Source organism: Bacillus sp. FSL L8-0528 (assembly GCF_038593085.1).
GTDB lineage: Bacteria > Bacillota > Bacilli > Bacillales > Bacillaceae > Bacillus > Bacillus paralicheniformis.
In genome coordinates, this window is the sequence record NZ_CP151961.1 from 12,501 (window position 1) to 37,500 (window position 25,000).

General features: G+C 47.0%; 20 protein-coding genes, 3 tRNA genes, 4 rRNA genes, 1 other RNA gene and 1 other annotated feature (2 of these 29 only partly in view). Of the genes, 19 read left to right on the top strand and 9 right to left on the bottom strand.

From position 1 onward, the window contains the following. Together MHI30_RS00055 and rrf are read left to right on the top strand one after the other, a co-directional pair. Window positions 1-1,670: ribosomal RNA gene (locus MHI30_RS00055) — 23S ribosomal RNA — on the top strand; it begins 1,260 nt to the left of the window's first position. Between the two features lie 136 nt (window positions 1,671-1,806). Beyond that, window positions 1,807-1,922: ribosomal RNA gene (gene rrf / locus MHI30_RS00060) — 5S ribosomal RNA — on the top strand. 16 nt (window positions 1,923-1,938) lie between these two features. On the opposite strand, the gene MHI30_RS00065 is transcribed toward rrf, so the two are convergent. After that, window positions 1,939-2,916 carry a YaaC family protein gene (locus MHI30_RS00065; RefSeq protein WP_075752678.1) on the bottom strand — a complete coding sequence of 326 codons (978 nt, stop codon included), beginning with the start codon at window positions 2,914-2,916 and terminating at the stop codon, window positions 1,939-1,941. 121 nt (window positions 2,917-3,037) lie between these two features. On the opposite strand from MHI30_RS00065, the gene guaB reads away from it, so the two are divergent. The 5 genes from guaB to serS all read left to right on the top strand — a co-directional run bounded on the left by guaB (window position 3,038) and on the right by serS (window position 9,273). Then, window positions 3,038-4,504: an IMP dehydrogenase gene (gene guaB, locus MHI30_RS00070; RefSeq protein WP_075752680.1), complete on the top strand. Its 1,467-nt coding sequence runs from the start codon at window positions 3,038-3,040 to the stop codon at window positions 4,502-4,504. A gap of 154 nt (window positions 4,505-4,658) precedes the next feature. Further along, window positions 4,659-5,984 (top strand): D-alanyl-D-alanine carboxypeptidase family protein, encoded by a 1,326-nt coding sequence (locus MHI30_RS00075; RefSeq protein WP_075752682.1) that lies wholly within the window; start codon window positions 4,659-4,661, stop codon window positions 5,982-5,984. A gap of 186 nt (window positions 5,985-6,170) precedes the next feature. Beyond that, a complete protein-coding gene (gene pdxS, locus MHI30_RS00080; protein ID WP_075752684.1) occupies window positions 6,171-7,055 on the top strand; it encodes a pyridoxal 5'-phosphate synthase lyase subunit PdxS in 885 nt (294 codons plus the stop codon). A gap of 21 nt (window positions 7,056-7,076) precedes the next feature. After that, window positions 7,077-7,667 carry a pyridoxal 5'-phosphate synthase glutaminase subunit PdxT gene (gene pdxT / locus MHI30_RS00085; protein ID WP_075752686.1) on the top strand — a complete coding sequence of 197 codons (591 nt, stop codon included), beginning with the start codon at window positions 7,077-7,079 and terminating at the stop codon, window positions 7,665-7,667. A gap of 51 nt (window positions 7,668-7,718) precedes the next feature. Next, window positions 7,719-7,938, top strand: a binding site (T-box leader). 57 nt (window positions 7,939-7,995) lie between these two features. Next, complete coding sequence (gene serS / locus MHI30_RS00090) at window positions 7,996-9,273, top strand: serine--tRNA ligase (RefSeq protein WP_026579009.1); 1,278 nt, start codon at window positions 7,996-7,998, stop codon at window positions 9,271-9,273. A 228-nt stretch (window positions 9,274-9,501) separates the two neighbouring features. Here the strand turns inward: serS and MHI30_RS00095 are convergent, their stop codons facing one another. The 4 genes from MHI30_RS00095 to MHI30_RS00110 form a co-directional block, all read right to left on the bottom strand. Next, window positions 9,502-10,632 carry a glycerate kinase gene (locus MHI30_RS00095; protein ID WP_075752688.1) on the bottom strand — a complete coding sequence of 377 codons (1,131 nt, stop codon included), beginning with the start codon at window positions 10,630-10,632 and terminating at the stop codon, window positions 9,502-9,504. A 15-nt stretch (window positions 10,633-10,647) separates the two neighbouring features. Beyond that, window positions 10,648-11,916, bottom strand: a complete 1,269-nt coding sequence (locus MHI30_RS00100; RefSeq protein ID WP_075752689.1) for an SLC13 family permease — start codon at window positions 11,914-11,916, stop codon at window positions 10,648-10,650. An 89-nt stretch (window positions 11,917-12,005) separates the two neighbouring features. Further along, window positions 12,006-13,124, bottom strand: a complete 1,119-nt coding sequence (locus MHI30_RS00105) for a sugar diacid recognition domain-containing protein (protein ID WP_075752691.1) — start codon at window positions 13,122-13,124, stop codon at window positions 12,006-12,008. A gap of 29 nt (window positions 13,125-13,153) precedes the next feature. Next, complete coding sequence (locus MHI30_RS00110) at window positions 13,154-13,576, bottom strand: SMI1/KNR4 family protein (RefSeq protein ID WP_075752693.1); 423 nt, start codon at window positions 13,574-13,576, stop codon at window positions 13,154-13,156. A gap of 129 nt (window positions 13,577-13,705) precedes the next feature. Here MHI30_RS00110 and MHI30_RS00115 point away from each other — a divergent pair. After that, window positions 13,706-13,798, top strand: a tRNA-Ser gene (locus tag MHI30_RS00115). 731 nt (window positions 13,799-14,529) lie between these two features. On the opposite strand, the gene MHI30_RS00120 is transcribed toward MHI30_RS00115, so the two are convergent. From MHI30_RS00120 to MHI30_RS00135, 4 genes are all read right to left on the bottom strand, one after another. Further along, the gene (locus MHI30_RS00120) at window positions 14,530-15,171 is read right to left on the bottom strand and encodes a deoxynucleoside kinase (RefSeq protein ID WP_075752695.1); all 642 of its coding nucleotides are present in this window, start codon (window positions 15,169-15,171) and stop codon (window positions 14,530-14,532) included. Continuing rightward, complete coding sequence (locus MHI30_RS00125) at window positions 15,168-15,791, bottom strand: deoxynucleoside kinase (protein WP_075752697.1); 624 nt, start codon at window positions 15,789-15,791, stop codon at window positions 15,168-15,170. The genes MHI30_RS00120 and MHI30_RS00125 overlap by 4 nt, the downstream gene beginning before the upstream one ends. A gap of 85 nt (window positions 15,792-15,876) precedes the next feature. Beyond that, complete coding sequence (locus MHI30_RS00130) at window positions 15,877-17,196, bottom strand: glycoside hydrolase family 18 protein (RefSeq protein ID WP_075752699.1); 1,320 nt, start codon at window positions 17,194-17,196, stop codon at window positions 15,877-15,879. Between the two features lie 36 nt (window positions 17,197-17,232). Next, window positions 17,233-17,781 (bottom strand): isochorismatase family cysteine hydrolase, encoded by a 549-nt coding sequence (locus tag MHI30_RS00135; protein ID WP_256700649.1) that lies wholly within the window; start codon window positions 17,779-17,781, stop codon window positions 17,233-17,235. 82 nt (window positions 17,782-17,863) lie between these two features. Between MHI30_RS00135 and tadA the strand changes: the two genes are divergently transcribed. From tadA to MHI30_RS00190, 11 genes are all read left to right on the top strand, one after another. Then, complete coding sequence (tadA, locus tag MHI30_RS00140) at window positions 17,864-18,346, top strand: tRNA adenosine(34) deaminase TadA (RefSeq protein WP_075752705.1); 483 nt, start codon at window positions 17,864-17,866, stop codon at window positions 18,344-18,346. Between the two features lie 90 nt (window positions 18,347-18,436). Beyond that, window positions 18,437-18,702: signal recognition particle sRNA large type (ffs, locus tag MHI30_RS00145), an RNA gene on the top strand. 129 nt (window positions 18,703-18,831) lie between these two features. Continuing rightward, a complete protein-coding gene (dnaX, locus tag MHI30_RS00150; protein ID WP_075752703.1) occupies window positions 18,832-20,532 on the top strand; it encodes a DNA polymerase III subunit gamma/tau in 1,701 nt (566 codons plus the stop codon). 26 nt (window positions 20,533-20,558) lie between these two features. Beyond that, entirely contained in the window at window positions 20,559-20,882 is a 324-nt protein-coding gene (locus tag MHI30_RS00155) for a YbaB/EbfC family nucleoid-associated protein (protein ID WP_023856408.1), read from the top strand. A gap of 13 nt (window positions 20,883-20,895) precedes the next feature. After that, window positions 20,896-21,492 carry a recombination protein RecR gene (gene recR / locus MHI30_RS00160; protein ID WP_003178140.1) on the top strand — a complete coding sequence of 199 codons (597 nt, stop codon included), beginning with the start codon at window positions 20,896-20,898 and terminating at the stop codon, window positions 21,490-21,492. Window positions 21,493-21,512: 20 nt separating this feature from the next. Continuing rightward, window positions 21,513-21,737, top strand: a complete 225-nt coding sequence (locus MHI30_RS00165; protein WP_035337520.1) for a YaaL family protein — start codon at window positions 21,513-21,515, stop codon at window positions 21,735-21,737. A 64-nt stretch (window positions 21,738-21,801) separates the two neighbouring features. Continuing rightward, on the top strand, window positions 21,802-22,068 hold the full coding sequence (locus MHI30_RS00170; RefSeq protein ID WP_075752707.1) for a pro-sigmaK processing inhibitor BofA family protein: 267 nt from the start codon (window positions 21,802-21,804) through the stop codon (window positions 22,066-22,068). Window positions 22,069-22,290: 222 nt separating this feature from the next. After that, window positions 22,291-23,840, top strand: a 16S ribosomal RNA gene (locus tag MHI30_RS00175). A gap of 102 nt (window positions 23,841-23,942) precedes the next feature. Next, window positions 23,943-24,019, top strand: a tRNA-Ile gene (locus MHI30_RS00180). An 11-nt stretch (window positions 24,020-24,030) separates the two neighbouring features. Beyond that, window positions 24,031-24,106, top strand: a tRNA-Ala gene (locus MHI30_RS00185). Window positions 24,107-24,187: 81 nt separating this feature from the next. After that, window positions 24,188-25,000: ribosomal RNA gene (locus tag MHI30_RS00190) — 23S ribosomal RNA — on the top strand; it runs 2,117 nt beyond the window's last position. The 16S and 23S rRNA genes sit together here with 2 tRNA genes alongside, the layout of an rRNA operon.

Genomic DNA, 25,000 nt, shown 5'->3' on the forward strand with positions numbered 1-25,000 from the left:
GACCGGAAGGACTCGTGGAGCGCTTAGAAGTGAGAATGCCGGTATGAGTAGCGAAAGAGGGGTGAGAATCCCCTCCACCGAATGCCTAAGGTTTCCTGAGGAAGGCTCGTCCGCTCAGGGTTAGTCGGGACCTAAGCCGAGGCCGAAAGGCGTAGGCGATGGACAACAGGTTGATATTCCTGTACCACCTCCTCACCATTTGAGCAATGGGGGGACGCAGGAGGATAGGGTAAGCGCGGTATTGGATATCCGCGTCCAAGCAGTTAGGCTGGGAAATAGGCAAATCCGTTTCCCATAAGGCTGAGCTGTGATGGCGAGCGAAATATAGTAGCGAAGTTCCTGATTCCACACTGCCAAGAAAAGCCTCTAGCGAGGTGAGAGGTGCCCGTACCGCAAACCGACACAGGTAGGCGAGGAGAGAATCCTAAGGTGATCGAGAGAACTCTCGTTAAGGAACTCGGCAAAATGACCCCGTAACTTCGGGAGAAGGGGTGCTCTGTTAGGGTGCAAGCCCGAGAGAGCCGCAGTGAATAGGCCCAGGCGACTGTTTAGCAAAAACACAGGTCTCTGCGAAGCCGTAAGGCGAAGTATAGGGGCTGACGCCTGCCCGGTGCTGGAAGGTTAAGAGGAGCGCTTAGCGTAAGCGAAGGTGCGAATTGAAGCCCCAGTAAACGGCGGCCGTAACTATAACGGTCCTAAGGTAGCGAAATTCCTTGTCGGGTAAGTTCCGACCCGCACGAAAGGCGCAACGATCTGGGCACTGTCTCAACGAGAGACTCGGTGAAATTATAGTACCTGTGAAGATGCAGGTTACCCGCGACAGGACGGAAAGACCCCGTGGAGCTTTACTGCAGCCTGATATTGAATGTTGGTACAGCTTGTACAGGATAGGTAGGAGCCTTGGAAACCGGAGCGCCAGCTTCGGTGGAGGCATCGGTGGGATACTACCCTGGCTGTATTGACCTTCTAACCCGCTGCCCTTATCGGGCAGGGAGACAGTGTCAGGTGGGCAGTTTGACTGGGGCGGTCGCCTCCTAAAAGGTAACGGAGGCGCCCAAAGGTTCCCTCAGAATGGTTGGAAATCATTCGCAGAGTGTAAAGGCACAAGGGAGCTTGACTGCGAGACCTACAAGTCGAGCAGGGACGAAAGTCGGGCTTAGTGATCCGGTGGTTCCGCATGGAAGGGCCATCGCTCAACGGATAAAAGCTACCCCGGGGATAACAGGCTTATCTCCCCCAAGAGTCCACATCGACGGGGAGGTTTGGCACCTCGATGTCGGCTCATCGCATCCTGGGGCTGTAGTCGGTCCCAAGGGTTGGGCTGTTCGCCCATTAAAGCGGTACGCGAGCTGGGTTCAGAACGTCGTGAGACAGTTCGGTCCCTATCCGTCGCGGGCGCAGGAAATTTGAGAGGAGCTGTCCTTAGTACGAGAGGACCGGGATGGACGCACCGCTGGTGTACCAGTTGTTCTGCCAAGGGCATCGCTGGGTAGCTATGTGCGGACGGGATAAGTGCTGAAAGCATCTAAGCATGAAGCCCCCCTCAAGATGAGATTTCCCATTCCGCAAGGAAGTAAGATCCCTGAAAGATGATCAGGTTGATAGGTCTGAGGTGGAAGTGTGGCGACACATGGAGCTGACAGATACTAATCGATCGAGGACTTAACCTAAATACTTTTGTGAATCGTCTGACCGTTATCTAGTTTTGAGAGAACACCTCTCAGAAAGCCAAAGGCAAGGAAACTCGGCTAAAAGCCCTCACATCCTGTGAGGAACGCCCAGTACCTTCGTCCTGAAGGCAAATAGTTTGGTGGCGATAGCGAAGAGGTCACACCCGTTCCCATGCCGAACACGGAAGTTAAGCTCTTCAGCGCCGATGGTAGTTGGGGACTTCCCCCTGTGAGAGTAGGACGCCGCCAAGCACTTGAAAAGACCAGCTTATATAAGCTGGTCTTTTTTGTTGTTTTCTTTTTTTTGAAGAAGCAGTTCAGCGATATAATAGGGGAACTTTGACTCGACTATATGTAAAAACTGCTGGATGATGACATAATCATCGCTAGCACTTTGAAGAAGAAGGTCATACCACCATTCAGTTTCATACCTGGCAATCATGCTTAAATTGTATGCAACCAAGTAATGTGCCAATATTTCCGGTAGCTTTAAAAAATGATCCCGTTCAGCCGGGAAATAATATCCGTCTTGCTCCAAATCATAAAGCAAAGTGGTCGAAGTGCTGGGACGGCATTCTTTATGATCGGCAGAAAAAACGATTCCCTCTTTTTCCTCACGGCAGAAAGACCAGTTTAAATGGTATTCGATATGTTCGATGAAACGCTTTGATGACATATTGTAAGCATTGGGTGTCTCTTCAGGCAGCCGAATAAGCCGGTCTTCGACGGCTGCTTTTACAATTGGATTTGGTTTTCTTTGAAATGCCAGCACTTTATTGATCTCCGGAATTTTCGCCAAAAGCTGCTTCATATTGAATCGTTCATCTTCCAATCCGGATAATTGGAAAAGGGATCTGATGACGTGCATACATAAGCCGTTCCTTTGGATTTTCACTTCGTCTTCATAAAAGCGGTAATTTTGTTTTTTTCGTTTTCTTGTGGTCACGCCATGAGCAAGCACTGAAGTATGGCTGGGATAGGAAGGATCTGTCGTTAACAGGCAGGCTTTCAATAGCTGTGCCATGCCGTAAAATAATAAAATCGGTTTGATTTCCATCGTAGCGATTTTGGCTTGCTTGTAAAAAGCTTCTGCATGCTTAAGAAAAAAAATAAACCGCTCTCCGTTTTTATAAGAATTTTTTTTGGCATCTTCCATTCCTTGATTTTTATATACCATTTCAAGAAAATGCTGGGCTGTTTCGATCGAATAAAACAGCTTTAAATCCTTCCATCCTTTATCTTGCATGTACTCCACTTCCCTTATGGTTATTTTCTAAAAATTACAACTGTTTCCCGCTTTCTTGACAGTGGGTATTCAAGTTGATAATCTACATATAATATTTTGCCGAAAAGAGGGGGATTTACTAATGTGGGAAAGCAAATTTTCGAAAGAAGGCTTAACATTTGATGATGTATTGCTCGTTCCGGCCAAATCGGAGGTACTTCCGCGCGACGTGGATTTATCGGTTGAGCTTACACCGTCTCTTAAGCTGAATGTTCCAATTATTAGTGCAGGCATGGATACAGTGACAGAAACTCAAATGGCCATCGCGATGGCACGGCAGGGCGGACTGGGCATTATCCACAAAAACATGTCGATTGAACAGCAGGCTGAGCAGGTTGACAAAGTCAAACGTTCAGAGCGGGGCGTCATTACAAATCCGTTTTTCCTGACGCCAGAGCACCAAGTTTTTGATGCAGAGCATTTGATGGGCAAATACAGAATCTCCGGTGTTCCGATTGTTGACAATGAAGAGGATCAGAAGCTGGTTGGAATTATCACAAATCGTGATCTGCGATTTATTTCTGATTACTCCATGAAAATCAGCGATGTTATGACAAAAGAAGAGCTTGTTACGGCTCCTGTTGGTACAACCCTGGATGAAGCAGAAAAAATTCTTCAAAAATACAAGATCGAAAAACTCCCTCTTTTAGATGATCAAGGTGTTTTAAAAGGGCTTATTACGATTAAAGACATTGAAAAAGTAATCGAATTCCCGAATTCAGCGAAAGATGTTCACGGGCGCCTATTGGTTGGAGCAGCGGTAGGTGTAACAGGCGACACAATGACACGCGTCAGAAAGCTTGTGGAAGCCAATGTCGATGTGATCGTCGTTGATACCGCGCACGGCCATTCACAAGGTGTATTGGATACCGTTAAGAAAATCCGCGACACTTATCCTGAATTAAATATCATTGCCGGCAACGTCGCAACTGCCGAAGGAACAAAAGCGCTTATCGAAGCGGGAGCAAATGTAGTTAAAGTCGGTATCGGACCGGGTTCTATTTGTACAACCCGCGTAGTGGCCGGTGTCGGTGTTCCGCAAGTGACAGCGATTTACGATTGTGCGACTGAAGCAAGAAAACACGGTGCTGCAATTATTGCAGACGGAGGCATCAAGTTTTCCGGAGATATTGTCAAAGCCTTAGCTGCCGGCGGCCATGCCGTCATGCTTGGAAGCCTTCTTGCCGGAACATCCGAAAGCCCAGGCGAGACTGAAATCTACCAAGGCAGACGCTTTAAAATTTACCGCGGTATGGGTTCAGTGGCTGCAATGGAAAAAGGAAGCAAAGACCGCTACTTCCAAGAGGAAAACAAAAAATTCGTTCCGGAGGGCATTGAAGGCCGTACGCCTTATAAAGGTCCGGTTGCTGACACAGTTTATCAGCTTGTCGGCGGCTTGAAATCCGGCATGGGCTACTGCGGAACAAAAGATTTGCACGCACTGAGGGAAGATGCGCAGTTCATCCGCATGACAGGTGCAGGCCTGCGGGAAAGCCATCCTCACGATGTACAAATTACCAAAGAATCGCCTAACTATACCATTTCTTAATCAAATATGACAAAAATTAAACCGTAGACAGAGTGATACTCTGTCTATTTTTTTTTGCTTCCTTATGATAAAATTTATAATGTTGTGTTTGAAAAATGTCTTAAAAGGCTTTGATATAGATTATTAGTCTGATGAAAAGCGGAGGTATCACGATTTGAAAAGCAAGAGAATAAAGCAGCTGATCATGTTGATCGTTGCTTTTGCCGTGACTGTAGGTGCATTTTCTCCTATGTCGACAGCAAAAGCCGCAAATGATCCAATTAATGTAGACGCGAAAGCAGCAATCCTGGTGGAAGCTTCATCGGGAAAAATTTTGTACAGCAAAAATGCCGATCAGCGTCTTCCTGTTGCCAGCATGGCCAAAATGATGACGGAGTATCTTCTGTTGGAAGCGATTCACGAAGGCAAAGTGAAATGGGATCAGAAGTACACGCCTGACGATTATGTATACGAGATTTCCCAAGATCGTTCATTATCGAATGTTCCTCTTCGTAAAGACGGATCATACACTGTAAAAGAGCTTTATCAGGCGACTGCAATTTACTCTGCAAACGCGGCGGCTATTGCACTTTCTGAAATCGTTGCCGGTTCTGAATCAAAGTTTGTAGAGTTAATGAATAAAAAAGCCAAAGAGCTTGGAATGAAAGATTTCAAATTTGTGAATGCTACAGGTTTGGAAAACAAGGATCTTCACGGCAAACATCCGAGCGGAACAAATGCCAATGAAGAAAATGAAGTGTCTGCGAGAGACATGGCGCTCCTTGCCGATCATTTAGTAAGCGATTATCCTGAAATTCTCGATACGGCGAGCATTGCCAAAACGAAGTTCAGAAAAGGCACAGACGATGAAATGGATATGCCGAACTGGAACTTTATGCTGAAAGGCCTAGTTCAGCAATATGAAGGTGTGGACGGGCTGAAAACCGGCTCAACGGACTCTGCCGGATCATGCTTTACGGCTACTGCCGAAAGAAACGGCATGAGAGTGATTTCTGTCGTTATGAATGCGAAAGGCGACCTTCATACGGGACGATTTAAAGAAACGAAAAAAATGCTTGATTATGCATTTGATAACTTCACCATGAAAGAGTTTTACGCAAAAGGCGCACAAGTGAAAGGCAACGAAACGGTCACAGTCGACAAAGGGAAAGAAACTGAAGTCGGCATCGTCACGGAAAAAGCTTTTTCAATGCCTGTGAAGAACGGTGAAGAAAAGAATTACAAGGCGAAAGTGACGCTGAACAAAGACGAGCTGACCGCACCTGTTAAAAAAGGTGAGAAAGTCGGTACCTTGACGGCCTCCTATAAGGGAGAAGAAAAGGACTACGGATTTCTCGGCAGCGATGTATCAGGTGTAAACCTGGTGACAAAAGAAGAAGATGAGAAAGCAAACTGGTTTATTTTAACGATGAGAAGCATCGGCGGCTTTTTTACCGGTATTTGGAACAGCATTGTTGAAATGGTAACCGGCTGGTTTTAATAAATAAAGGGCTCTATCTGATAGGGCTCTTTATTGTCATATTCAGATAGAATTACCATTTACAATCCTAACAATTTGTTATTAAAATAGAAATAATCTTCGTGTTTTTCATATGATTTTGTGGAATTATAGGATACAATAGGATTAAATCTGACAATTCAATCTTTGATTAGGGGGATCCTTGAAATGGCTCAAACAGGTACTGATCGCGTAAAACGCGGTATGGCAGAAATGCAGAAAGGCGGCGTCATTATGGACGTTGTCAATGCCGAACAAGCAAAAATCGCAGAAGAAGCAGGAGCCGTCGCAGTCATGGCGCTGGAGCGCGTTCCGGCTGATATCCGTGCGGCAGGCGGAGTTGCCCGCATGGCAGATCCGACAATTGTCGAAGAAGTGATGAACGCTGTTTCAATCCCGGTTATGGCGAAAGCGCGCATCGGGCATATCGTTGAAGCGCGTGTTCTTGAAGCGCTCGGCGTTGACTATATTGATGAAAGTGAAGTTTTGACTCCTGCGGATGAAGAATTTCATTTAAATAAAAACGAATTTACCGTTCCATTTGTATGCGGATGCCGCGACCTCGGAGAAGCGACGCGCCGGATCGCTGAAGGAGCTTCAATGCTTCGTACGAAAGGCGAACCTGGTACGGGCAATATTGTGGAAGCTGTCCGCCATATGAGAAAGGTGAATGCTCAAGTGCGCAAAGTAGTCGGCATGAGCGATGACGAACTGATGACAGAAGCAAAAAATCTCGGCGCTCCGTATGAGCTGCTGAAGGAAATTAAATCCGAAGGACGCCTTCCTGTTGTAAACTTTGCTGCCGGCGGTGTGGCAACACCTGCTGATGCTGCTTTAATGATGCAGCTTGGCGCTGACGGCGTATTCGTAGGGTCCGGTATTTTTAAATCCGACAACCCTGCTAAATTCGCGAAAGCAATCGTTGAAGCGACGACGCATTACACGGATTACAAACTGATTGCCGAGCTTTCAAAAGAGCTTGGAACTGCGATGAAAGGGATTGAAATCTCAAATCTGCTGCCAGAACAGCGTATGCAAGAGCGCGGCTGGTAAACACGAAGGAGACGGATTGACATGCTGACAATTGGTGTACTTGGACTTCAGGGAGCAGTAAGAGAACATATTCGCTCAATTGAAGCATGCGGAGCAGCCGGAAAAGTCATTAAGTGGCCGGAAGAGTTAAAGGAAATCGACGGTTTGATTTTGCCGGGAGGGGAAAGCACGACGATGAGGCGCCTCATCGATACGTATCAGTTTATGAAGCCTCTTCAGGAATTTGCCGCATCCGGAAAGCCGGTATTTGGAACCTGTGCTGGGTTGATCATCCTGGCGAAGAATATAGCCGGAACTAAAGATGCTCATCTTGGGGTTCTGGATGTAACGGTAGAGCGTAATTCCTTTGGAAGACAAGTGGACAGCTTTGAAGCAGACTTAACGGTTAAAGGACTTGACACACCGTTTACAGGCGTATTTATCCGCGCTCCGCACATTTTGGAAGCGGGCGAAGATGTGGAAGTGCTTTCGGAGCACAACGGAAGAATCGTCGCTGCCAAACAAGGAAATCTGCTCGGCTGTTCTTTCCACCCTGAGCTGACGGATGACCACAGAATGACGAAATTATTTGTCAAGATGGCGGAAAAGCATAAACAGGAAGCCGTCGTATAAAACGGTTGAAAGCTGTTAAAACTTGTAGTACATTTATAAGACAATATAGATCGAAAAGCGTTGATAGGAAGCAGTAGGAAGCCTCTCTTTCCAAGAGAGCCGATGGTTGGTGTGAATCGGCGAAAGATGCTGTCCGAATCCATCCTTGAGCGAAATGCTGAACAGTCAAAGTAGGCATTTACGGGAGAACCGTTATCAAAACGAAGCGGAAAACAGGAGGAAGACTCCTGTTTTCAATCAGGGTGGCAACGCGAGAGCTCTCGTCCCTTATATTTAGGGGACAAGGGCTCTTTTTTTCGGTCAAATCAGTATAAAAGGAGCGAGGCAGATGCTTGATATCAAACTGCTGCGGGCAAATTTGGAAGAAATCAAACAAAAGCTTGCCCACAGGGGAGAAGATTTATCAGATTTTGATCAATTTGAGGAATTGGATACAAAGAGAAGAGAATTGATCGTCAAAGTGGAAGAGCTGAAAGGAAAGCGCAATGAGGTATCTCAGCAGGTTGCCGCTTTAAAGCGCGAGAAAAAAGATGCTGACCACCTCATTAAAGAAATGCGCGAAGTCGGTGAAGACATTAAAAAGCTTGATGAAGAGCTGAGAACGGTCGAATCTTCACTTGATAAAATCATGCTGTCTATCCCGAATATCCCCCATGAGTCTGTTCCGGTCGGAGAGACTGAAGACGACAACGTGGAAGTTCGCAAATGGGGCGAACTCCCCGGGTTTTCATTTGAGCCGAAGCCTCATTGGGATATTGCCGATCAATTGGATATTCTTGATTTTGAGCGGGCCGGCAAGGTTACGGGAAGCCGTTTCGTTTTCTATAAAGGGCTCGGCGCCAGACTTGAACGGGCTTTGTATAACTTTATGCTTGATCTTCACGTAGACGAGTACGGCTATACGGAAGTCATCCCGCCGTACATGGTGAACCGCGCAAGCATGACAGGCACCGGACAGCTGCCGAAATTTGAGGAAGATGCCTTTAAAATCAGGGAAGAAGATTATTTCTTAATTCCGACGGCGGAAGTGCCAATTACGAACCTGCATCGCGATGAAATTTTGTCAGCTGACGAGCTGCCGATCAATTATGCGGCGTTCAGTGCGTGCTTCCGTTCAGAAGCAGGATCAGCCGGCCGTGATACGCGCGGTTTGATCCGCCAGCACCAATTTAACAAGGTTGAACTGGTGAAATTTGTGAAACCTGAGGATTCATATGAAGAGCTTGAAAAGCTGACAAATCAAGCGGAGAAAGTTCTTCAGCTGCTTGAGCTTCCTTATCGTGTGATGAGCATGTGTACGGGCGATCTAGGGTTTACGGCCGCGAAAAAATACGATATCGAAGTATGGATTCCAAGCCAAAACACATATCGCGAAATTTCATCTTGCAGTAACTTTGAAGCTTTCCAGGCCAGACGGGCGAATATCAGATTCAGAAGGGAAGCAAAAGGAAAGCCTGAGCATGTCCATACGTTAAACGGCTCCGGCTTGGCAGTCGGCAGAACGGTTGCCGCATTATTGGAAAATTACCAGCAGGAGGACGGGAGCGTCATCATTCCTAAAGCGCTTCGTCCATACATGGGGAACAGAGACGTTATTCAACCATAAAAAAGTGCGCGCCAAGAGGCGCGCTTCAGCGTGTCGAGAAACCCTCGCATTCGTTGTCAGGCCTGCGCGTCGGTGCTCACGAATTACAACATTCGCTCCGCTCCGATGCTCGGCCTTCCTAGACTGCAAGGGTTTTCAATCACGCTGAAGGAATGACAAAATCGCAAAACAAAAAGCCATTTTGCGATTTTGTCAACAATCTGCTGCGCGCCAAGAGGCGCGCTTTTTTTATGCGAGTGACCAGACAGCGGCTACATTTCGGGCACAGCGCGTAAGATTTGAACTTCCATCGGCAAGGGCGTTCTCCAAGGAGCTGATCCCTGGCACGATCGAAAAGAGAGCGGAAATGCCGATATCATAAACAAGCTCACAGCCTTCACCGAGCGATCCGGCAAATGCAATAACGGGAATATTCTCGCTGCGGGCGCGTTTTGCGACGCCGGCCGGCGTTTTTCCGCTGACCGTTTGGCCGTCTATTTTTCCTTCGCCTGTAATTACAAGATCAGCTCCTTTAATACGTTCGGAAAAAGACAAAGTATCTAAAACAATGTCAACTCCGCTTTTTAATTCCGCTTTTAAAAAGGCACACAGGCCTGCTCCCAATCCTCCGGCCGCTCCTGCTCCCGGAATTGAATCGATTTCGCACCCCAGCTCTGCTTTGACTGCAGCAGCATAATGTTTTAAGTTTTGATCCAAAAGGGCAGTCATTTCACTGTTCGCCCCTTTTTGCGGCCCAAATACGGCGGAGGCTCCGCGAGGTCCCGTAAGAGGATTATCGACATCACAGGCGGCTTCAAAGTGGATATGCTTTAATTGAGGATTGAGGCCGCTCACATCGATCTTGGCAATCTCAGCTAATGCACCGCCCCCATTTTCAATCTCTTCTCCATCGCGGTTTAGAAACTTCACGCCCAGTGCTGCAGCCATTCCCGCTCCGCCGTCATTTGTCGCGCTTCCGCCGAGTCCGATGATGATGTTGGACACCCCTTTTTCCGCAGCATCGAGAATCAGTTCTCCGGTTCCTCTCGTTGTCGTTAACAGGGGATTCCGCTGTTCAGAGGGCACGAGGTGAAGGCCTGACGCTTCAGCCATTTCGATGACAGCCGTTTTTCCGTCGCCAAGCAGGCCGTAAGCCGCCTTTACCGGCTTCCCGAGAGGGCCTGTGACCGTTTGCTGTTCGATATCTCCTCCGGTCGCGTCAACCAAAGCCTGAACGGTTCCTTCGCCTCCATCGGCAACCGGAATGTTGACGTATTCGGCGTCAGGCAGAACCGCTTTAAAGCCTTTTTCAATGCTTCTAGCCGCCTCAAGCGATGTCATGCTTTCTTTAAATGAATCAGGTGCGATTACGATTTTCATGGTACCTGCTCCTTTTTAAATAAAGAATTGAAAAATTCCAAAAATCAAAGTTGAGATAATGGTTAGGATTAAGCCGATGACCGACTCATATGGAATCAGCTTTAAACGTTCTTTCATGGCCATGAAGACGCTGCCTCCCGTCGTATGAAAAAAGCTTCCGTGAGGCAGGTGATCGAGCACCGTTGCTCCGGCGTGAATCATTGCCGCACCTGCGAGGCCGGCGACGCCAAGATCAAGCAATGTCGGGCCGAATACGCTGCTGGCGACAGCTGTGCCGGCGGTTGTCGAGGCGGTTGCCATCGACATCAGCATGCCGGAAATGGGAGCTAAGAGAAACGACGGCAGACCCAAGCCGACAAGGGTGTCGGTAATGAAAGAATTGAGTTGGGAGTTGGCGATGATTCCCGCAAGCGTTCCAGTCCCGATCAGCATCACGGCAACGCCTGACATCTTCGACAATCCTGAAGCGGCAAAATCCTTCAGTTTGCCCGCTTGTCCCGATGCAATCGCAGTGACGAGGCCTCCCGCCGGCAAAGCGATAATTGGATCAATCGTAATTCCTGCCGCGGGCCTTAAGGCGAGCAACAGGATGGAGACCACCGGACCGCTGATCGCCGCCCAAAATGCCGGCAGTTGTTGAGCCGTTTGGGTTTCAATCTCATTTTCAGCTACTCCTGTTCCTTTATTTGAAAGGCGTTTTGCTAGTAAATAAGTGGCGCCCAGTCCGAATATAGCAGGGATGATCCCGGCGGCCATCACGGATGTCAAAGGGACGTGAAAGGCATCTGAAGCAGCAATGGCATTAGGGTTTGGCGACATGATATTGCCCGCTTTTCCTCCGCCGATCATCGCCAACAGAATGGCCGCTTTGCTGATAAAGGTCCGCCTCGCAATCGCAAGGGCGATCGGTGCGACTGTGATGACGGCGACATCGACGAATACGCCGACCGTTGTTAAGATGGCTGTCGCCAATGTTAAAGCAAGCAGCGCCCTTTTTTCTCCAATTTTATTGACAATGGTTTCCGCAATCACCGCTGCGGAGCCGGATTGAATCAGAACGCCGGCGAGCACGCCTGCTGCCAAGATGCGGAGCACAGCAGGAATCATGTTTTTAGCACCCGCTATCATCAAATCCGTCGTCTCTATTAAATCTGCGCCGCCGACTAAGCCTCCGGCCAATGCGCCGATCATCATGCCGTAAGCCGGCGGGACTTTTTTCAGAATGAGAAAGATTGATATGGCTAATGCGCATAAGGCGCCTATTGCATTGATTTGAATATCCATCTGCATACCCTCCCTTACGTCCAATTGTAAACGCTTTCTGTACAAGGGAGAATTGGTCAGGTATACGGATTTCGTTCCTTTATCCTATATTAAAATTGTTCATTTGCACAAAATGGCGAAAAAAGCGTAATGGCTGTATACAGTTTGAATAGGTCATCAAACCGTTTTGGATTGCATCCTGTCGCTATTTCAACCTTTCTGAGCCGGTAGTTTAATGTATTGCGGTGAATAAAGAGTCTTGATGAAGTTTCCCCGATTTCGCCGTTTTCTTCTATGTAGCAGAGGAGGGTATGGGTTAATTCGCCGTTTTGATCTGCTTGGGAAAGGCGATCCCAGATGTTTTGAAAATGAATCTCCTGATTTGGACGCTCTATTTTTGATAACAGAACGGGGATCGCAAACTCTCGATAGTCGTATAAACTAGAGCTGTTTTTCGCAATCTTGAGCGTTTGTTTTGCACTTTGATAGGAAAATGGCAGCTGCTGAAGCTGATCCGCCTGCTCGCCAAGCGCGCCTCTGACCGTTTTCCATTGGCTGAGCCAGCCGTTCCAAGATGAAAAGAGTTCGGACCTGCTTTTAGTGGGGGCGCCTGCCAGAATAACTGCGATCTCTTTTAATGAAATATTGGCGTACAAATCTTTCGCGGTTAAATGTTTTTCAAGTTTTTTAATAAATGCCGGCTTCATATCAGCGGATGGCAGCTCAAACACAAGGCAAGTACGCTGGCCGTCTAGCGGTATATTCAATCGCTCCGCACGTTCAAGGAAGTCAAGGGATGCTAGGTCGGCTCCCTGAATCATTTGGATGACCGTTTCTTCCCGAAGCCTTTGATCCCATGTCAGCTGTTTTGTTAAAAATGCCTGTTCGACAGTTAGCTCTGCCGCCATTTTAACAAGTTCACCATATCGGCTGACTTCAGAAGGCGGCCCCGTGATTCCAATAACGCCGATTATTTCATCATGAAATACGATGGGAAGGTTTACGCCGGGCTTTGTTCCCGTTAAAGCCGAGCATTCTTCGGGCGTGATGCTGATAACCCTTTCAGCTGCAAGTGCGTCCTTCGCTCCGGCGTGTTCATCACCGATTCTCGAGCGGTCTCCTGAGGCGATGATAACCCCGTTTTCATCCATCATATTAATGTTGTGCCGAATAATCGACATGGTTCTGTCGACAATTTCCTCCGCCAATTCTTTTGATAGATAATTCATTTCATCATGCTCCTGCCTAAGAACTTGTTTTAAATGGTGATTGTTCCGTCGATCCAGCCTTTTATGAATGGTTTTAAAGAAGATGCGACCCATCTTCGGCTGTCGTCTATATGATTCCAAACATAAATATCATTTTTCCGTATAGAGCCGTTTAAAATCGAATAAGCAAATAAATCGCCATTGCCCGCACCTGCAATAAATAACAGACAATCGAACGGCTTAAAACAGCCGGTGCTTCTCATGTCTCGATTCTCTTCTATCATTCTGTATGCAGGCCAAATGAGATGATCCCCGAATGTATCATTGATACCGTCTGTCTTTTTTAAAAGACTGACCAGTTCATCTGGAAAAGAGACACCGAGGAGTTCTTCTGCTCTCTGAAGCTCCTCTGTTTCAATCGGTCTGTTCAGCGTGTAATCTTGAGGCAAGCGGTCTATAAAATGTTTCCACAATGCTATCACCCTTTGCGTTTCTCATTATTTTTGCATATAATGAGAAGCGTGAACAATAAAATAAATTTTTTATGAAAAAATCCCTTGACTTAAAAAGATAGGACATGTTATATTAATTCTTGTCGATACGGAGGAATACCCAAGTCTGGCTGAAGGGATCGGTCTTGAAAACCGACAGGGGTGTCAAAGCCCGCGGGGGTTCGAATCCCTCTTCCTCCGCCATTATTGATTTGCATTTTAGTGATTGACTAAGCATAAATTGGAGATTGTGTTGCCGCTGCCTGGATAGGGCAGCGGTTTTTTTGTGTTTTAAAACATTGTGCTATGAATGGATAACCTGGGGAGCGGTATCAAAAAATATCTCCAATCAAATTTTGAAAAAGACAGTGGTCTTGAGTTTTCCGGAAAGTTCCTATAAAGTAAAAATAAGCGATAGATCGGCTTTTTGTAGGGGCGTTCGGCTCACCTCCATGCTTGGAAGAGAGGGGGTGAGAATATGGCTGTAGAAAGTGCAATTCAATTGATGCTTTCTTTTGGGATTCTTATTGTAGGAATCCTGTCATTAGCCTATAATTTCACGAAAAAAAAGTAAGAACGCCCCTGACCGTCACATCAAGGCGTTCCTACTCATAAGTTAGACTTAGAAAAAGCCGACTCCCTTACAGGAGCTATTCTATTGCCGATCGGAGATGTTCCAGCATCTTCGATCTTTTTGTATTTACAGTTTACTCTTATAGGATTAATTATATTCATATGTGCCTTTATTTGTGTACCGAAGTATACGGCTATATATTATCATTGTAGAACAACATACAGGCCTTGTCCACAGAAAATGCCTTTTTAAGGGAACATTCTGTCTGCGGTAACCAGCTCCGTCAAATTATAAGATCTGAATTTACTTCTTTCCGAAGGATCTTCTTATTTGCAGTCGGCTTTGTGATTTCAAACAAAACTTATCTTTGAATAGCTTCACTGATTTTTTCAATGATTGGATCGAGGGAGGCAGAGTTGTTGAACAGATCGTATTCATCAATATTGACTCTGACAACCGGACAGGCGTTAAAGCCGCTGATCCAGTTTTCGTACCTTGTGTACATTTCCTCCCAATACGATCTGTCGGTTAACATTTCCATTTCTCGTCCGCGTTTTTTGATGCGGTTGAGAATCGATTCCAAATCGCCCTCCAAATAGACTAAAACGTCGGGGCGGGGGAAGTAAGGCGTCATGACCATCGCTTCAAACAGGCTCGTATACGTCTTATAATCGACTTTTGACATCGTGCCTTTATCCGCGTGCATTTTGGCGAAAATGCCTGTATCTTCATAAATTGAACGGTCTTGAACAAATCCGCCGCCCGATTCGTAAATGTATTTTTGCTCTTTGAAGCGTTCCGCCAAGAAGAAAATTTGCAGGTGAAAGCTCCAGCGTTCAAAGTCTTGGTAAAAAGCCTCCAAATAAGGGTTGTTCACAACCTCTTCAAGAGAAGTTTTAAATCCGAGTCTTTTTGCAAGCTCTTTTGTCAATGTGGATTTCCCCACTCCTACCGTTCCGGCAACAGTAATGATAGCATCTTTCGGAATAGCATATACACTCATTCTATATACTCCTTTACTTGATCGGCAATTCGATTGAAAACGGCTTCGGAGATCACGAAGTCTTCCTGGTCTCCGTTAATTTCAATAACGGGCATTGGCGGATCGGATTCTTTAAATTGCTTAATGGCAGCCTCATAATCATTGATGAGCTGTTCCAGATATTGCTTGTCCATTTCCTGTTCAAACGGCCGTCCGCGTTTTTTGATCCGTTCCAATAACGTCGGAAGGCTTGCTTTTATGTAAATGATGACGTTCGGTTTCGGCAGATCTTCTGTAAGCAGATGATAAATTTTTCTGTATTTCTCAAGTTTTTTGCCTTCCAGCGTCCGTTCGGCAAAAATGAGGTTTTTATAAATATGATAGTCCGAAACAACAGGTATGTGATGTTGCAAATACTTTTTTTCGGTATCTTCAAGCTGCTTATAGCGATTGCAGAGGAAAAACATCTCAAGCTGAAAGCTCCATTCATCTTTGTCATCATAAAATTTATCAAGAAAAGGGTTTTCTTCGACGATTTCTTTAACCAAAGAGAGTGAAAGCTTTTCGGAGAGCATGCTGGCCAAGGTTGTTTTTCCCGCGCCGATGGGGCCTTCGACAGCGATGAAAGGGGCTGTGTTCATAGGTGTCCTCCTACTAAAAAAATTCATTTGTGAACCATACATATTGTATCACATCATCATCTTCTGCCATGAAAAAAACGTTCCTTTAACTTGGGAACGTCTCTTTCACAACATTAAATTGATCGGCTATCAAGAGCCAGTTTTGCGGGAAGGACAGGCCGAGCTTCCAGTAGCTGATTCCCCTTAAATTCAATTCCCTAATCAGATCAAACTTTGCCTGAATCGAGCGGGCGTCTTCAAACCATACCTCATGCTGTTTGCCGGCATTGTCCGTATAGCGGAAGAAAGGAGCCTGGGCTGTTTCATCGTACTGTATCGCCGCATTGTTCTCACTCGCGATTTCAATTGCCCGCTGGGGGCTGATTGCTCTGGCCAGCTGCCCGCCTGGCGTAAAGGGGAGCGTCCAGTCATAACCGTACAAGTTCTGTCCCATGACGATTTTGCTGGCGGGCATTTCCGTGAGTGCGTATTCGATCACATCCCGTACGGGTCCGATCGGCGATACCGCCATCGGCGGCCCTCCGCTGTAGCCCCACTCATATGTCATCAGTACGACGAAATCGACAATTTCGCCGTGAGCCCGGTAATCATGGGCCTCATACCATTGTCCGGGCTGATCCGCTCTCGTTTTCGGCGCAAGCGCGGTTGAGATGAACCAGCCTTCCTGTTTGAAGCGGGCCCGTGCATCCCGTAAAAATTGATTATAGGCTTCTCTGTCTTCAGGCCTCAAGTATTCAAAATCAAAGTGAATATCTTTGAAACCGTATCTTCTGGCCGTTGCAACGATGTTATCAAGCAATCTGTTTTTCACATTCTGGTCCGTCAAAATGATTCTGCCGAGTTCGTCGCTGAAGGCTTCATTTTCGAGATTGGTGACGATCATCATCATCGTAGTCCGATGTCTGTCTGCAATTTCTTTTAAGTTGTTCAGCGGCGGTTCTTCGAGTGTGCCGTCCCGCTTCGCCTGGAAGCTGAAAGCGCCCAAATAGGTCAAGTATGGCGAAGCCTCTCTTGCCGCCTGCTGCAGAGCGGGGCTGACGCTTTCTCCCCGCGGTTCGATATAAGCGTTTGTTTCGATGTTCCGTTTTGGCCGAGGGGGGATATAAAGCAGCAGCCCGACAGGCAAAATAGCGCTAACCTGAATGCGGTTGATCCTCGCCAGTTCAGCCGGAGCAATATTAAAGCGGGCTCCGATTGATGCTAATGTATCACCTTGTCTGACCTCATAAAACTCGCCGGCGATCGGTATCACGATAGTTTGTCCGACAACAAGCCGATTCGGGTTCGGAATTTCATTCGTCGCGACAATTTCATTAACTGTTGTTCGGTAGCGGTTCGCGATTTGGTAAAGGGAATCGCCTCTTTTCACGACATAAATCTGAATGGGAAACGCCTCCTTTCTCATTGCTACCACTATATGAAGAAAGGAAGTGTTTCATGCTCAAGTTTCGCCGGTGATCTCTTTAACCGTCGTAATATTGGCGAACAGAACATTTTCCATCATTGTCAACGCATATTTGTTGTCTTTTTCATTGTTGGAGGCGATGCAATCGCGCGGAATCGTGATATCGTACTCCCTCATATAAGCGTCGTTTGCCGTAAATAACACGCAAATATTGCCTGCGATTCCCGTAATGATCAAATGGTCGATATGAAGTTCATTCAGCAATGTCTCAAGGGCGGTGCCGTAAAAAGCTGAGTGCTTTGGTTTGATTAAGAAATAATCGTTGTTATTCGGTGCGAGCCGGTCGATGATATATTCGCTTCTGTCGTTTTTGCATTTCTTGATAATGGCAGCAATATCCGCTTGCCAAATTCCAAAGTGGTCATTAATGTATATGATAGGCCATTTCATTTTGGCTGCGTGTTCTTTTAATGTCAGAAGATGCTCGGTCATGTTTCTGGTCTTTTTGGAAAGAACGTCACCCATATCGAATTGAAAATCATTAATGATGTCGACTATAATGAGAGCTGAATTGGACAATGCGATTGTCTCCTTTCAGATTGCATATTCCTTTAACTATAAGTTAGCCTATTCTGTCGGGCGAAAAACATTGAAAGAGTGCATGCGGATGACACAAGACGAGTTTTATATGAAAGAAGCGATCAATGAAGCGAGAAAAGCCGAAGAAAAAGGCGAAGTGCCGATTGGCGCCATTCTGGTTCTGGATGGGGAAATTATTGCCCGCGCCCATAATTTGCGGGAAACCGAGCAAAGATCGGTTGCCCACGCAGAGATGCTCGTCATTGAAGAGGCATGCCGGAAGCTGGGAACCTGGCGGCTGGAGAGATCTGTTCTTTACGTTACCCTTGAGCCATGTCCGATGTGCGCCGGAGCGGCCGTTCTTTCCAGAATCGACAAAGTGGTGTTCGGAGCGTCTGATCCGAAAGGCGGCTGTGCGGGGACTTTGATGAATCTCCTGCAGGAAGAGAGATTCAATCATCAGGCTGAAGTCGTAAGTGGCGTAATGGAAGAAGAATGCGGCAGGATGCTGAGCGATTTTTTCAGAAAGCTCCGCGCAAAAAAGAAAGCGGAAAAGAAAAGCGAGCTGTAATGACGGAAATTTGCAATTTAGGGTGAAACAAGTTATACTAATGAGTGCGTCACATGAAGACGCAGCTTAAATAATTTGATATTTATTTTGCCGTGCTAAGCGGGGAGGTAGCGGTGCCCTGTACTCGCAATCCGCTCGAGCGAGGCCGAATCCCTTTCTCGAGGTTCGTTTACTTTAAGGTCTGCCTTAAGCAAGTGGTGTTGACGCTTGGGTCCTGCGCAATGGGAATCCATGAACCATGTCAGGTCCGGAAGGAAGCAGCATTAAGTGGAACCTTCCATGTGCCGCAGGGTTGCCTGGGCTGAGCTAACTGCTTAAGTAACGCTTAGGGTAGCGAATCGACAGAAGGTGCACGGTAAATCAATCATCAAATTAAGAACTCATCTATTTTAATATAGATGAGTTTTTTTCTTAAGAAGAGCTTTTGGATTTGAAAGCCGCTTCATGTATAATGGAAATGATGAAAACAAGAGGAGGGCGTGTTTGTGAGTTACCAGGCTTTATATAGAGTGTTCAGGCCGCAGTTGTTTGAAGATGTAGTCGGTCAGGAGCACATCACGAAAACGTTGCAAAATGCCCTTTTACAAAAGAAATTTTCGCACGCTTATCTGTTTTCCGGACCGAGGGGAACGGGAAAAACAAGCGCCGCAAAACTGTTTGCCAAAGCTGTCAACTGTGAGCATGCTCCGGTCAGTGAACCGTGCAATGAATGCTCCGCGTGCAAAGGCATTACAAACGGTTCGATTTCAGATGTGATTGAAATTGACGCCGCTTCTAACAACGGTGTAGATGAAATACGCGACATCCGCGACAAGGTGAAATTTGCCCCGTCTGCCGTCACGTATAAAGTATATATCATAGATGAAGTACATATGCTTTCTATCGGCGCATTCAACGCCCTTCTAAAAACGCTTGAAGAGCCGCCGGAACATTGTATCTTTATTCTCGCAACAACAGAGCCTCATAAAATTCCTTTAACGATTATTTCTAGATGTCAGCGATTTGATTTTAAGAGGATTACCTCACAGGCAATTGTCGGACGAATGGAAAAAATCGTCGAAGCTGAACAGTTCAAGGTGCAGGATGGCGCCTTAGACATCATCGCCAGTGCCGCTGACGGCGGCATGAGGGATGCGCTGAGCCTGCTCGATCAGGCCGTATCATTCAGCGGAGAAGAGCTGACGGTGGATGATGCGCTGCTGATAACAGGGGCTGTGTCACAGCACTATATTGGAAAGCTCGCCTCAACCCTCCACGAAAAAAATGTTTCCGGCGCTTTGGAAACATTGAACGAACTGCTTCAGCAGGGAAAAGACCCGGCAAAATTAATCGAGGATATGATTTTCTACTTCAGGGATATGCTTCTTTATCAAACGGCGCCTGATTTAGAAGGCGTTCTTGAAAAGGTGAAGGTGGACGAAGAGTTCCAAGCTCTATCCCGGCAAATTCCTGCACCAGACCTTTACGAAATGATCGATATATTAAATAAAAGCCATCAGGAAATGAAATGGACGAACCATCCGCGTATCTTCTTTGAAGTTGCGGTTGTGAAGCTCTGCCAGGGACCAAAAGCAGGGGCATCCGCGGCCGCCCAGCCGGAAGTGGATAATCTCGTCAACAAGGTTCGGCAGCTTGAGCAGGAGATTGAGAAGCTTAAAACACAAGGTGTGCAGGTTTCTTCGGCTCCCGCCCAGCCTAAAGAAACGTCCCGTCCGCAAAAAAGCGTGAAAAGCGCATATAAAGCGCCTGTCGGCCGTATTCATGAAATATTAAAAGATGCTACAAGACCGGACCTCGAAAAATTGAAGGGCTGCTGGGGACAATTGCTTGCCCAGCTTAAACAGCAGAATAAAGTATCGCATGCTGCCCTTTTAAATGACAGCGAGCCGGTGGCTGCATCTTCAAAAGCATTTGTCCTCGCATTCAAATACGAAATTCACTGTAAAATGGTAGCTGAAGACAATAATGGAGTCAGGACAAATCTGGAGCAAATTTTGGATGGAATGCTCGGCGGAAGGATAGATATAGTTGGCGTTCCCGAAGCCCAATGGGGTAAAATAAGAGAAGAATTTCTGCAGGATCATCAGCCGGAAGATTCTGAAGCAAATGAACCGAAAGAAGAAGATCCGCTCGTAGCAGAAGCTAAAAAACTGTTCGGAGCGGAACTGATTGAAATTAAAGAATAAAAACATGAAAGAGAGTGGATTTGAGTATGCGCGGTGGAATGGGTAACATGCAGAAAATGATGAAGCAAATGCAAAAAATGCAAAAGGATATGCAAAAGGCGCAGGAGGAACTGGCAGAAAAAGTACTCGAAGGTACTGCGGGCGGCGGAATGGTGACTGTTAAGGTAAACGGCCAAAAAGAAGTCATCGACGTCATCATCAAAGAGGAAGTCGTAGACCCTGAAGATGTTGAAATGCTTCAAGATCTTGTTCTTGCAGCGACAAACGATGCTTTGAAAAAAGTCGACGATGTAACAAATGAAACGATGGGTAAGTTTACAAAAGGAATGAACATGCCGGGTTTATTCTAGGAGGAAAATAAGAATGCAGTATCCTGAACCAATATCAAAGCTGATTGACAGCTTTATGAAATTGCCAGGAATCGGACCCAAGACGGCGGTCCGTCTGGCTTTTTTTGTTCTTAGTATGAAAGAAGACGTCGTGTTAGATTTTGCAAAAGCATTGGTAAACGCAAAGCGCAATTTGACATATTGCTCGGTTTGCGGACATATAACAGATCAAGATCCCTGCTATATTTGTGAAGATACGAGAAGAGACAAATCGGTCATATGTGTTGTTCAGGATCCGAAAGATGTCATTGCTATGGAGAAAATGAAGGAGTACAACGGGCTGTACCATGTTTTGCATGGAGCGATTTCTCCGATGGACGGCATCGGTCCGGAAGATATTAAAATACCCGAATTGCTGAAACGGTTGCAGGATGATCAAGTGACTGAAGTCATTCTCGCGACAAACCCGAATATAGAAGGAGAAGCAACGGCCATGTACATTTCAAGGCTTTTAAAGCCGTCTGGTATCAAGCTGTCACGAATTGCCCATGGACTTCCGGTCGGAGGCGATTTGGAGTATGCAGATGAAGTCACTCTTTCTAAAGCGCTTGAAGGCAGACGTGAAATGTAGAGGGAGGAGATTGCATTACCATGGGTTTTCTTCGGAAAAAGAAGCTTAGAAAAGAATTTGATAACAAGCTGATTGAACAGCTGATCCATCAAAAGGAAGAATGGAACAGGCAAAAGCGGCTGATTGAAAACAGTCTTGAGCCTTCGCCAGAAGTTCTTTACGAATTAAAGGTTGCCGAGGCAAAGTACTTTTTTTATTTGCGGGAAGCAAAAAAAAGAAATTTAAGGATCGGCAGCTGGAAGTAGCAGGTCTATTCGCATGATTCCCATCATATGCTTGTACAAGAACGAGCGAGGAGTGATGGAATTCATGGGATCTGTTATCTTTATCGGGGCAATTGTCGCTTTGGTTGCCCTGTTGTTTTTTTCAAAAGCATCATTTAAACCTTTGCGATTAATTGGAAGAATAGCGGTTAGATTTATAGTCGGCGCTTTGTTTTTGTTCTGTGTGAATCTGTTTGGCGAGAGCGTGGGCATTCACGTGCCGATTAATATTGTAACAACCGGAGTGAGCGGATTATTGGGGGTTCCCGGTGTAGCAGCTCTTATTGTCATTAAACAATTTATCGCAATATAATTTTTTGTTGACAATTTTATTTAAAGGTGTTAAATTAGTATTCGTCGCTGATGACGAATAATTTTTTTGAAAAAAGTTGTTGACGACATCACGATTAAATGTTAAGATATTATAGTCGCTTTGAGAGCGGCAATGAAGTTCTTTGAAAACTAAACAAGACAAAACGTACCTGTTAATTCATTAAATAAATCGCACACATGTTGTGCGTAGTCATTATCAAACTTCATGGAGAGTTTGATCCTGGCTCAGGACGAACGCTGGCGGCGTGCCTAATACATGCAAGTCGAGCGGACCGACGGGAGCTTGCTCCCTTAGGTCAGCGGCGGACGGGTGAGTAACACGTGGGTAACCTGCCTGTAAGACTGGGATAACTCCGGGAAACCGGGGCTAATACCGGATGCTTGATTGAACCGCATGGTTCAATTATAAAAGGTGGCTTTTAGCTACCACTTACAGATGGACCCGCGGCGCATTAGCTAGTTGGTGAGGTAACGGCTCACCAAGGCGACGATGCGTAGCCGACCTGAGAGGGTGATCGGCCACACTGGGACTGAGACACGGCCCAGACTCCTACGGGAGGCAGCAGTAGGGAATCTTCCGCAATGGACGAAAGTCTGACGGAGCAACGCCGCGTGAGTGATGAAGGTTTTCGGATCGTAAAACTCTGTTGTTAGGGAAGAACAAGTACCGTTCGAATAGGGCGGTACCTTGACGGTACCTAACCAGAAAGCCACGGCTAACTACGTGCCAGCAGCCGCGGTAATACGTAGGTGGCAAGCGTTGTCCGGAATTATTGGGCGTAAAGCGCGCGCAGGCGGTTTCTTAAGTCTGATGTGAAAGCCCCCGGCTCAACCGGGGAGGGTCATTGGAAACTGGGGAACTTGAGTGCAGAAGAGGAGAGTGGAATTCCACGTGTAGCGGTGAAATGCGTAGAGATGTGGAGGAACACCAGTGGCGAAGGCGACTCTCTGGTCTGTAACTGACGCTGAGGCGCGAAAGCGTGGGGAGCGAACAGGATTAGATACCCTGGTAGTCCACGCCGTAAACGATGAGTGCTAAGTGTTAGAGGGTTTCCGCCCTTTAGTGCTGCAGCAAACGCATTAAGCACTCCGCCTGGGGAGTACGGTCGCAAGACTGAAACTCAAAGGAATTGACGGGGGCCCGCACAAGCGGTGGAGCATGTGGTTTAATTCGAAGCAACGCGAAGAACCTTACCAGGTCTTGACATCCTCTGACAACCCTAGAGATAGGGCTTCCCCTTCGGGGGCAGAGTGACAGGTGGTGCATGGTTGTCGTCAGCTCGTGTCGTGAGATGTTGGGTTAAGTCCCGCAACGAGCGCAACCCTTGATCTTAGTTGCCAGCATTCAGTTGGGCACTCTAAGGTGACTGCCGGTGACAAACCGGAGGAAGGTGGGGATGACGTCAAATCATCATGCCCCTTATGACCTGGGCTACACACGTGCTACAATGGGCAGAACAAAGGGCAGCGAAGCCGCGAGGCTAAGCCAATCCCACAAATCTGTTCTCAGTTCGGATCGCAGTCTGCAACTCGACTGCGTGAAGCTGGAATCGCTAGTAATCGCGGATCAGCATGCCGCGGTGAATACGTTCCCGGGCCTTGTACACACCGCCCGTCACACCACGAGAGTTTGTAACACCCGAAGTCGGTGAGGTAACCTTTTGGAGCCAGCCGCCGAAGGTGGGACAGATGATTGGGGTGAAGTCGTAACAAGGTAGCCGTATCGGAAGGTGCGGCTGGATCACCTCCTTTCTAAGGATATTATACGGAATATAAGACCTTGCGGTCTTATAGACAGGTGCGTTTAGATCTTGTTTAGTTTTGAAGGAACTTCCTTCATATGAATCAAAAGATGGGCCTGTAGCTCAGCTGGTTAGAGCGCACGCCTGATAAGCGTGAGGTCGGTGGTTCGAGTCCACTCAGGCCCACCATCTTTATATACGGGGCCTTAGCTCAGCTGGGAGAGCGCCTGCTTTGCACGCAGGAGGTCAGCGGTTCGATCCCGCTAGGCTCCACCAACGTGTTCTTTGAAAACTAGATAACAGTAGACATCACATTCAATTAGTAATGCAAGATATCACGTAGTGATTCTTTTTAACGGTTAAGTTAGAAAGGGCGCACGGTGGATGCCTTGGCACTAGGAGCCGATGAAGGACGGGACGAACACCGATATGCTTCGGGGAGCTGTAAGCAAGCTTTGATCCGGAGATTTCCGAATGGGGAAACCCACTGCTCGTAATGGAGCAGTATCCATATCTGAATTCATAGGATATGAGAAGGCAGACCCGGGGAACTGAAACATCTAAGTACCCGGAGGAAGAGAAAGCAAATGCGATTCCCTGAGTAGCGGCGAGCGAAACGGGAACAGCCCAAACCAAGAGGCTTGCCTCTTGGGGTTGTAGGACACTCTGTACGGAGTTACAAAAGAACGAGGTAGATGAAGAGGTCTGGAAAGGCCCGCCATAGGAGGTAACAGCCCTGTAGTCAAAACTTCGTTCTCTCCTGAGTGGATCCTGAGTACGGCGGAACACGTGAAATTCCGTCGGAATCCGGGAGGACCATCTCCCAAGGCTAAATACTCCCTAGTGACCGATAGTGAACCAGTACCGTGAGGGAAAGGTGAAAAGCACCCCGGAAGGGGAGTGAAAGAGATCCTGAAACCGTGTGCCTACAAGTAGTCAGAGCCCGTTAACGGGTGATGGCGTGCCTTTTGTAGAATGAACCGGCGAGTTACGATCCCGTGCAAGGTTAAGTTTGAAAAGACGGAGCCGCAGCGAAAGCGAGTCTGAATAGGGCGCATGAGTACGTGGTCGTAGACCCGAAACCAGGTGATCTACCCATGTCCAGGGTGAAGTTCAGGTAACACTGAATGGAGGCCCGAACCCACGCACGTTGAAAAGTGCGGGGATGAG

Coding starts and splice junctions, on each gene's coding strand:
- MHI30_RS00165 (WP_035337520.1), top strand. CDS start 21,513: ATGGGTTTTCTTCGGAAAAAGAAGCTTAGAAAAGAATTTGATAACAAG.
- MHI30_RS00065 (WP_075752678.1), bottom strand. CDS start 2,916: ATGCAAGATAAAGGATGGAAGGATTTAAAGCTGTTTTATTCGATCGAA.
- pdxT (WP_075752686.1), top strand. CDS start 7,077: ATGCTGACAATTGGTGTACTTGGACTTCAGGGAGCAGTAAGAGAACAT.
- serS (WP_026579009.1), top strand. CDS start 7,996: ATGCTTGATATCAAACTGCTGCGGGCAAATTTGGAAGAAATCAAACAA.
- MHI30_RS00120 (WP_075752695.1), bottom strand. CDS start 15,171: ATGAGTGTATATGCTATTCCGAAAGATGCTATCATTACTGTTGCCGGA.
- MHI30_RS00155 (WP_023856408.1), top strand. CDS start 20,559: ATGCGCGGTGGAATGGGTAACATGCAGAAAATGATGAAGCAAATGCAA.
- MHI30_RS00170 (WP_075752707.1), top strand. CDS start 21,802: ATGGGATCTGTTATCTTTATCGGGGCAATTGTCGCTTTGGTTGCCCTG.
- MHI30_RS00125 (WP_075752697.1), bottom strand. CDS start 15,791: ATGAACACAGCCCCTTTCATCGCTGTCGAAGGCCCCATCGGCGCGGGA.
- recR (WP_003178140.1), top strand. CDS start 20,896: ATGCAGTATCCTGAACCAATATCAAAGCTGATTGACAGCTTTATGAAA.
- MHI30_RS00100 (WP_075752689.1), bottom strand. CDS start 11,916: ATGGATATTCAAATCAATGCAATAGGCGCCTTATGCGCATTAGCCATA.
- pdxS (WP_075752684.1), top strand. CDS start 6,171: ATGGCTCAAACAGGTACTGATCGCGTAAAACGCGGTATGGCAGAAATG.
- MHI30_RS00105 (WP_075752691.1), bottom strand. CDS start 13,124: ATGAATTATCTATCAAAAGAATTGGCGGAGGAAATTGTCGACAGAACC.
- MHI30_RS00130 (WP_075752699.1), bottom strand. CDS start 17,196: ATGAGAAAGGAGGCGTTTCCCATTCAGATTTATGTCGTGAAAAGAGGC.
- guaB (WP_075752680.1), top strand. CDS start 3,038: ATGTGGGAAAGCAAATTTTCGAAAGAAGGCTTAACATTTGATGATGTA.
- MHI30_RS00095 (WP_075752688.1), bottom strand. CDS start 10,632: ATGAAAATCGTAATCGCACCTGATTCATTTAAAGAAAGCATGACATCG.
- tadA (WP_075752705.1), top strand. CDS start 17,864: ATGACACAAGACGAGTTTTATATGAAAGAAGCGATCAATGAAGCGAGA.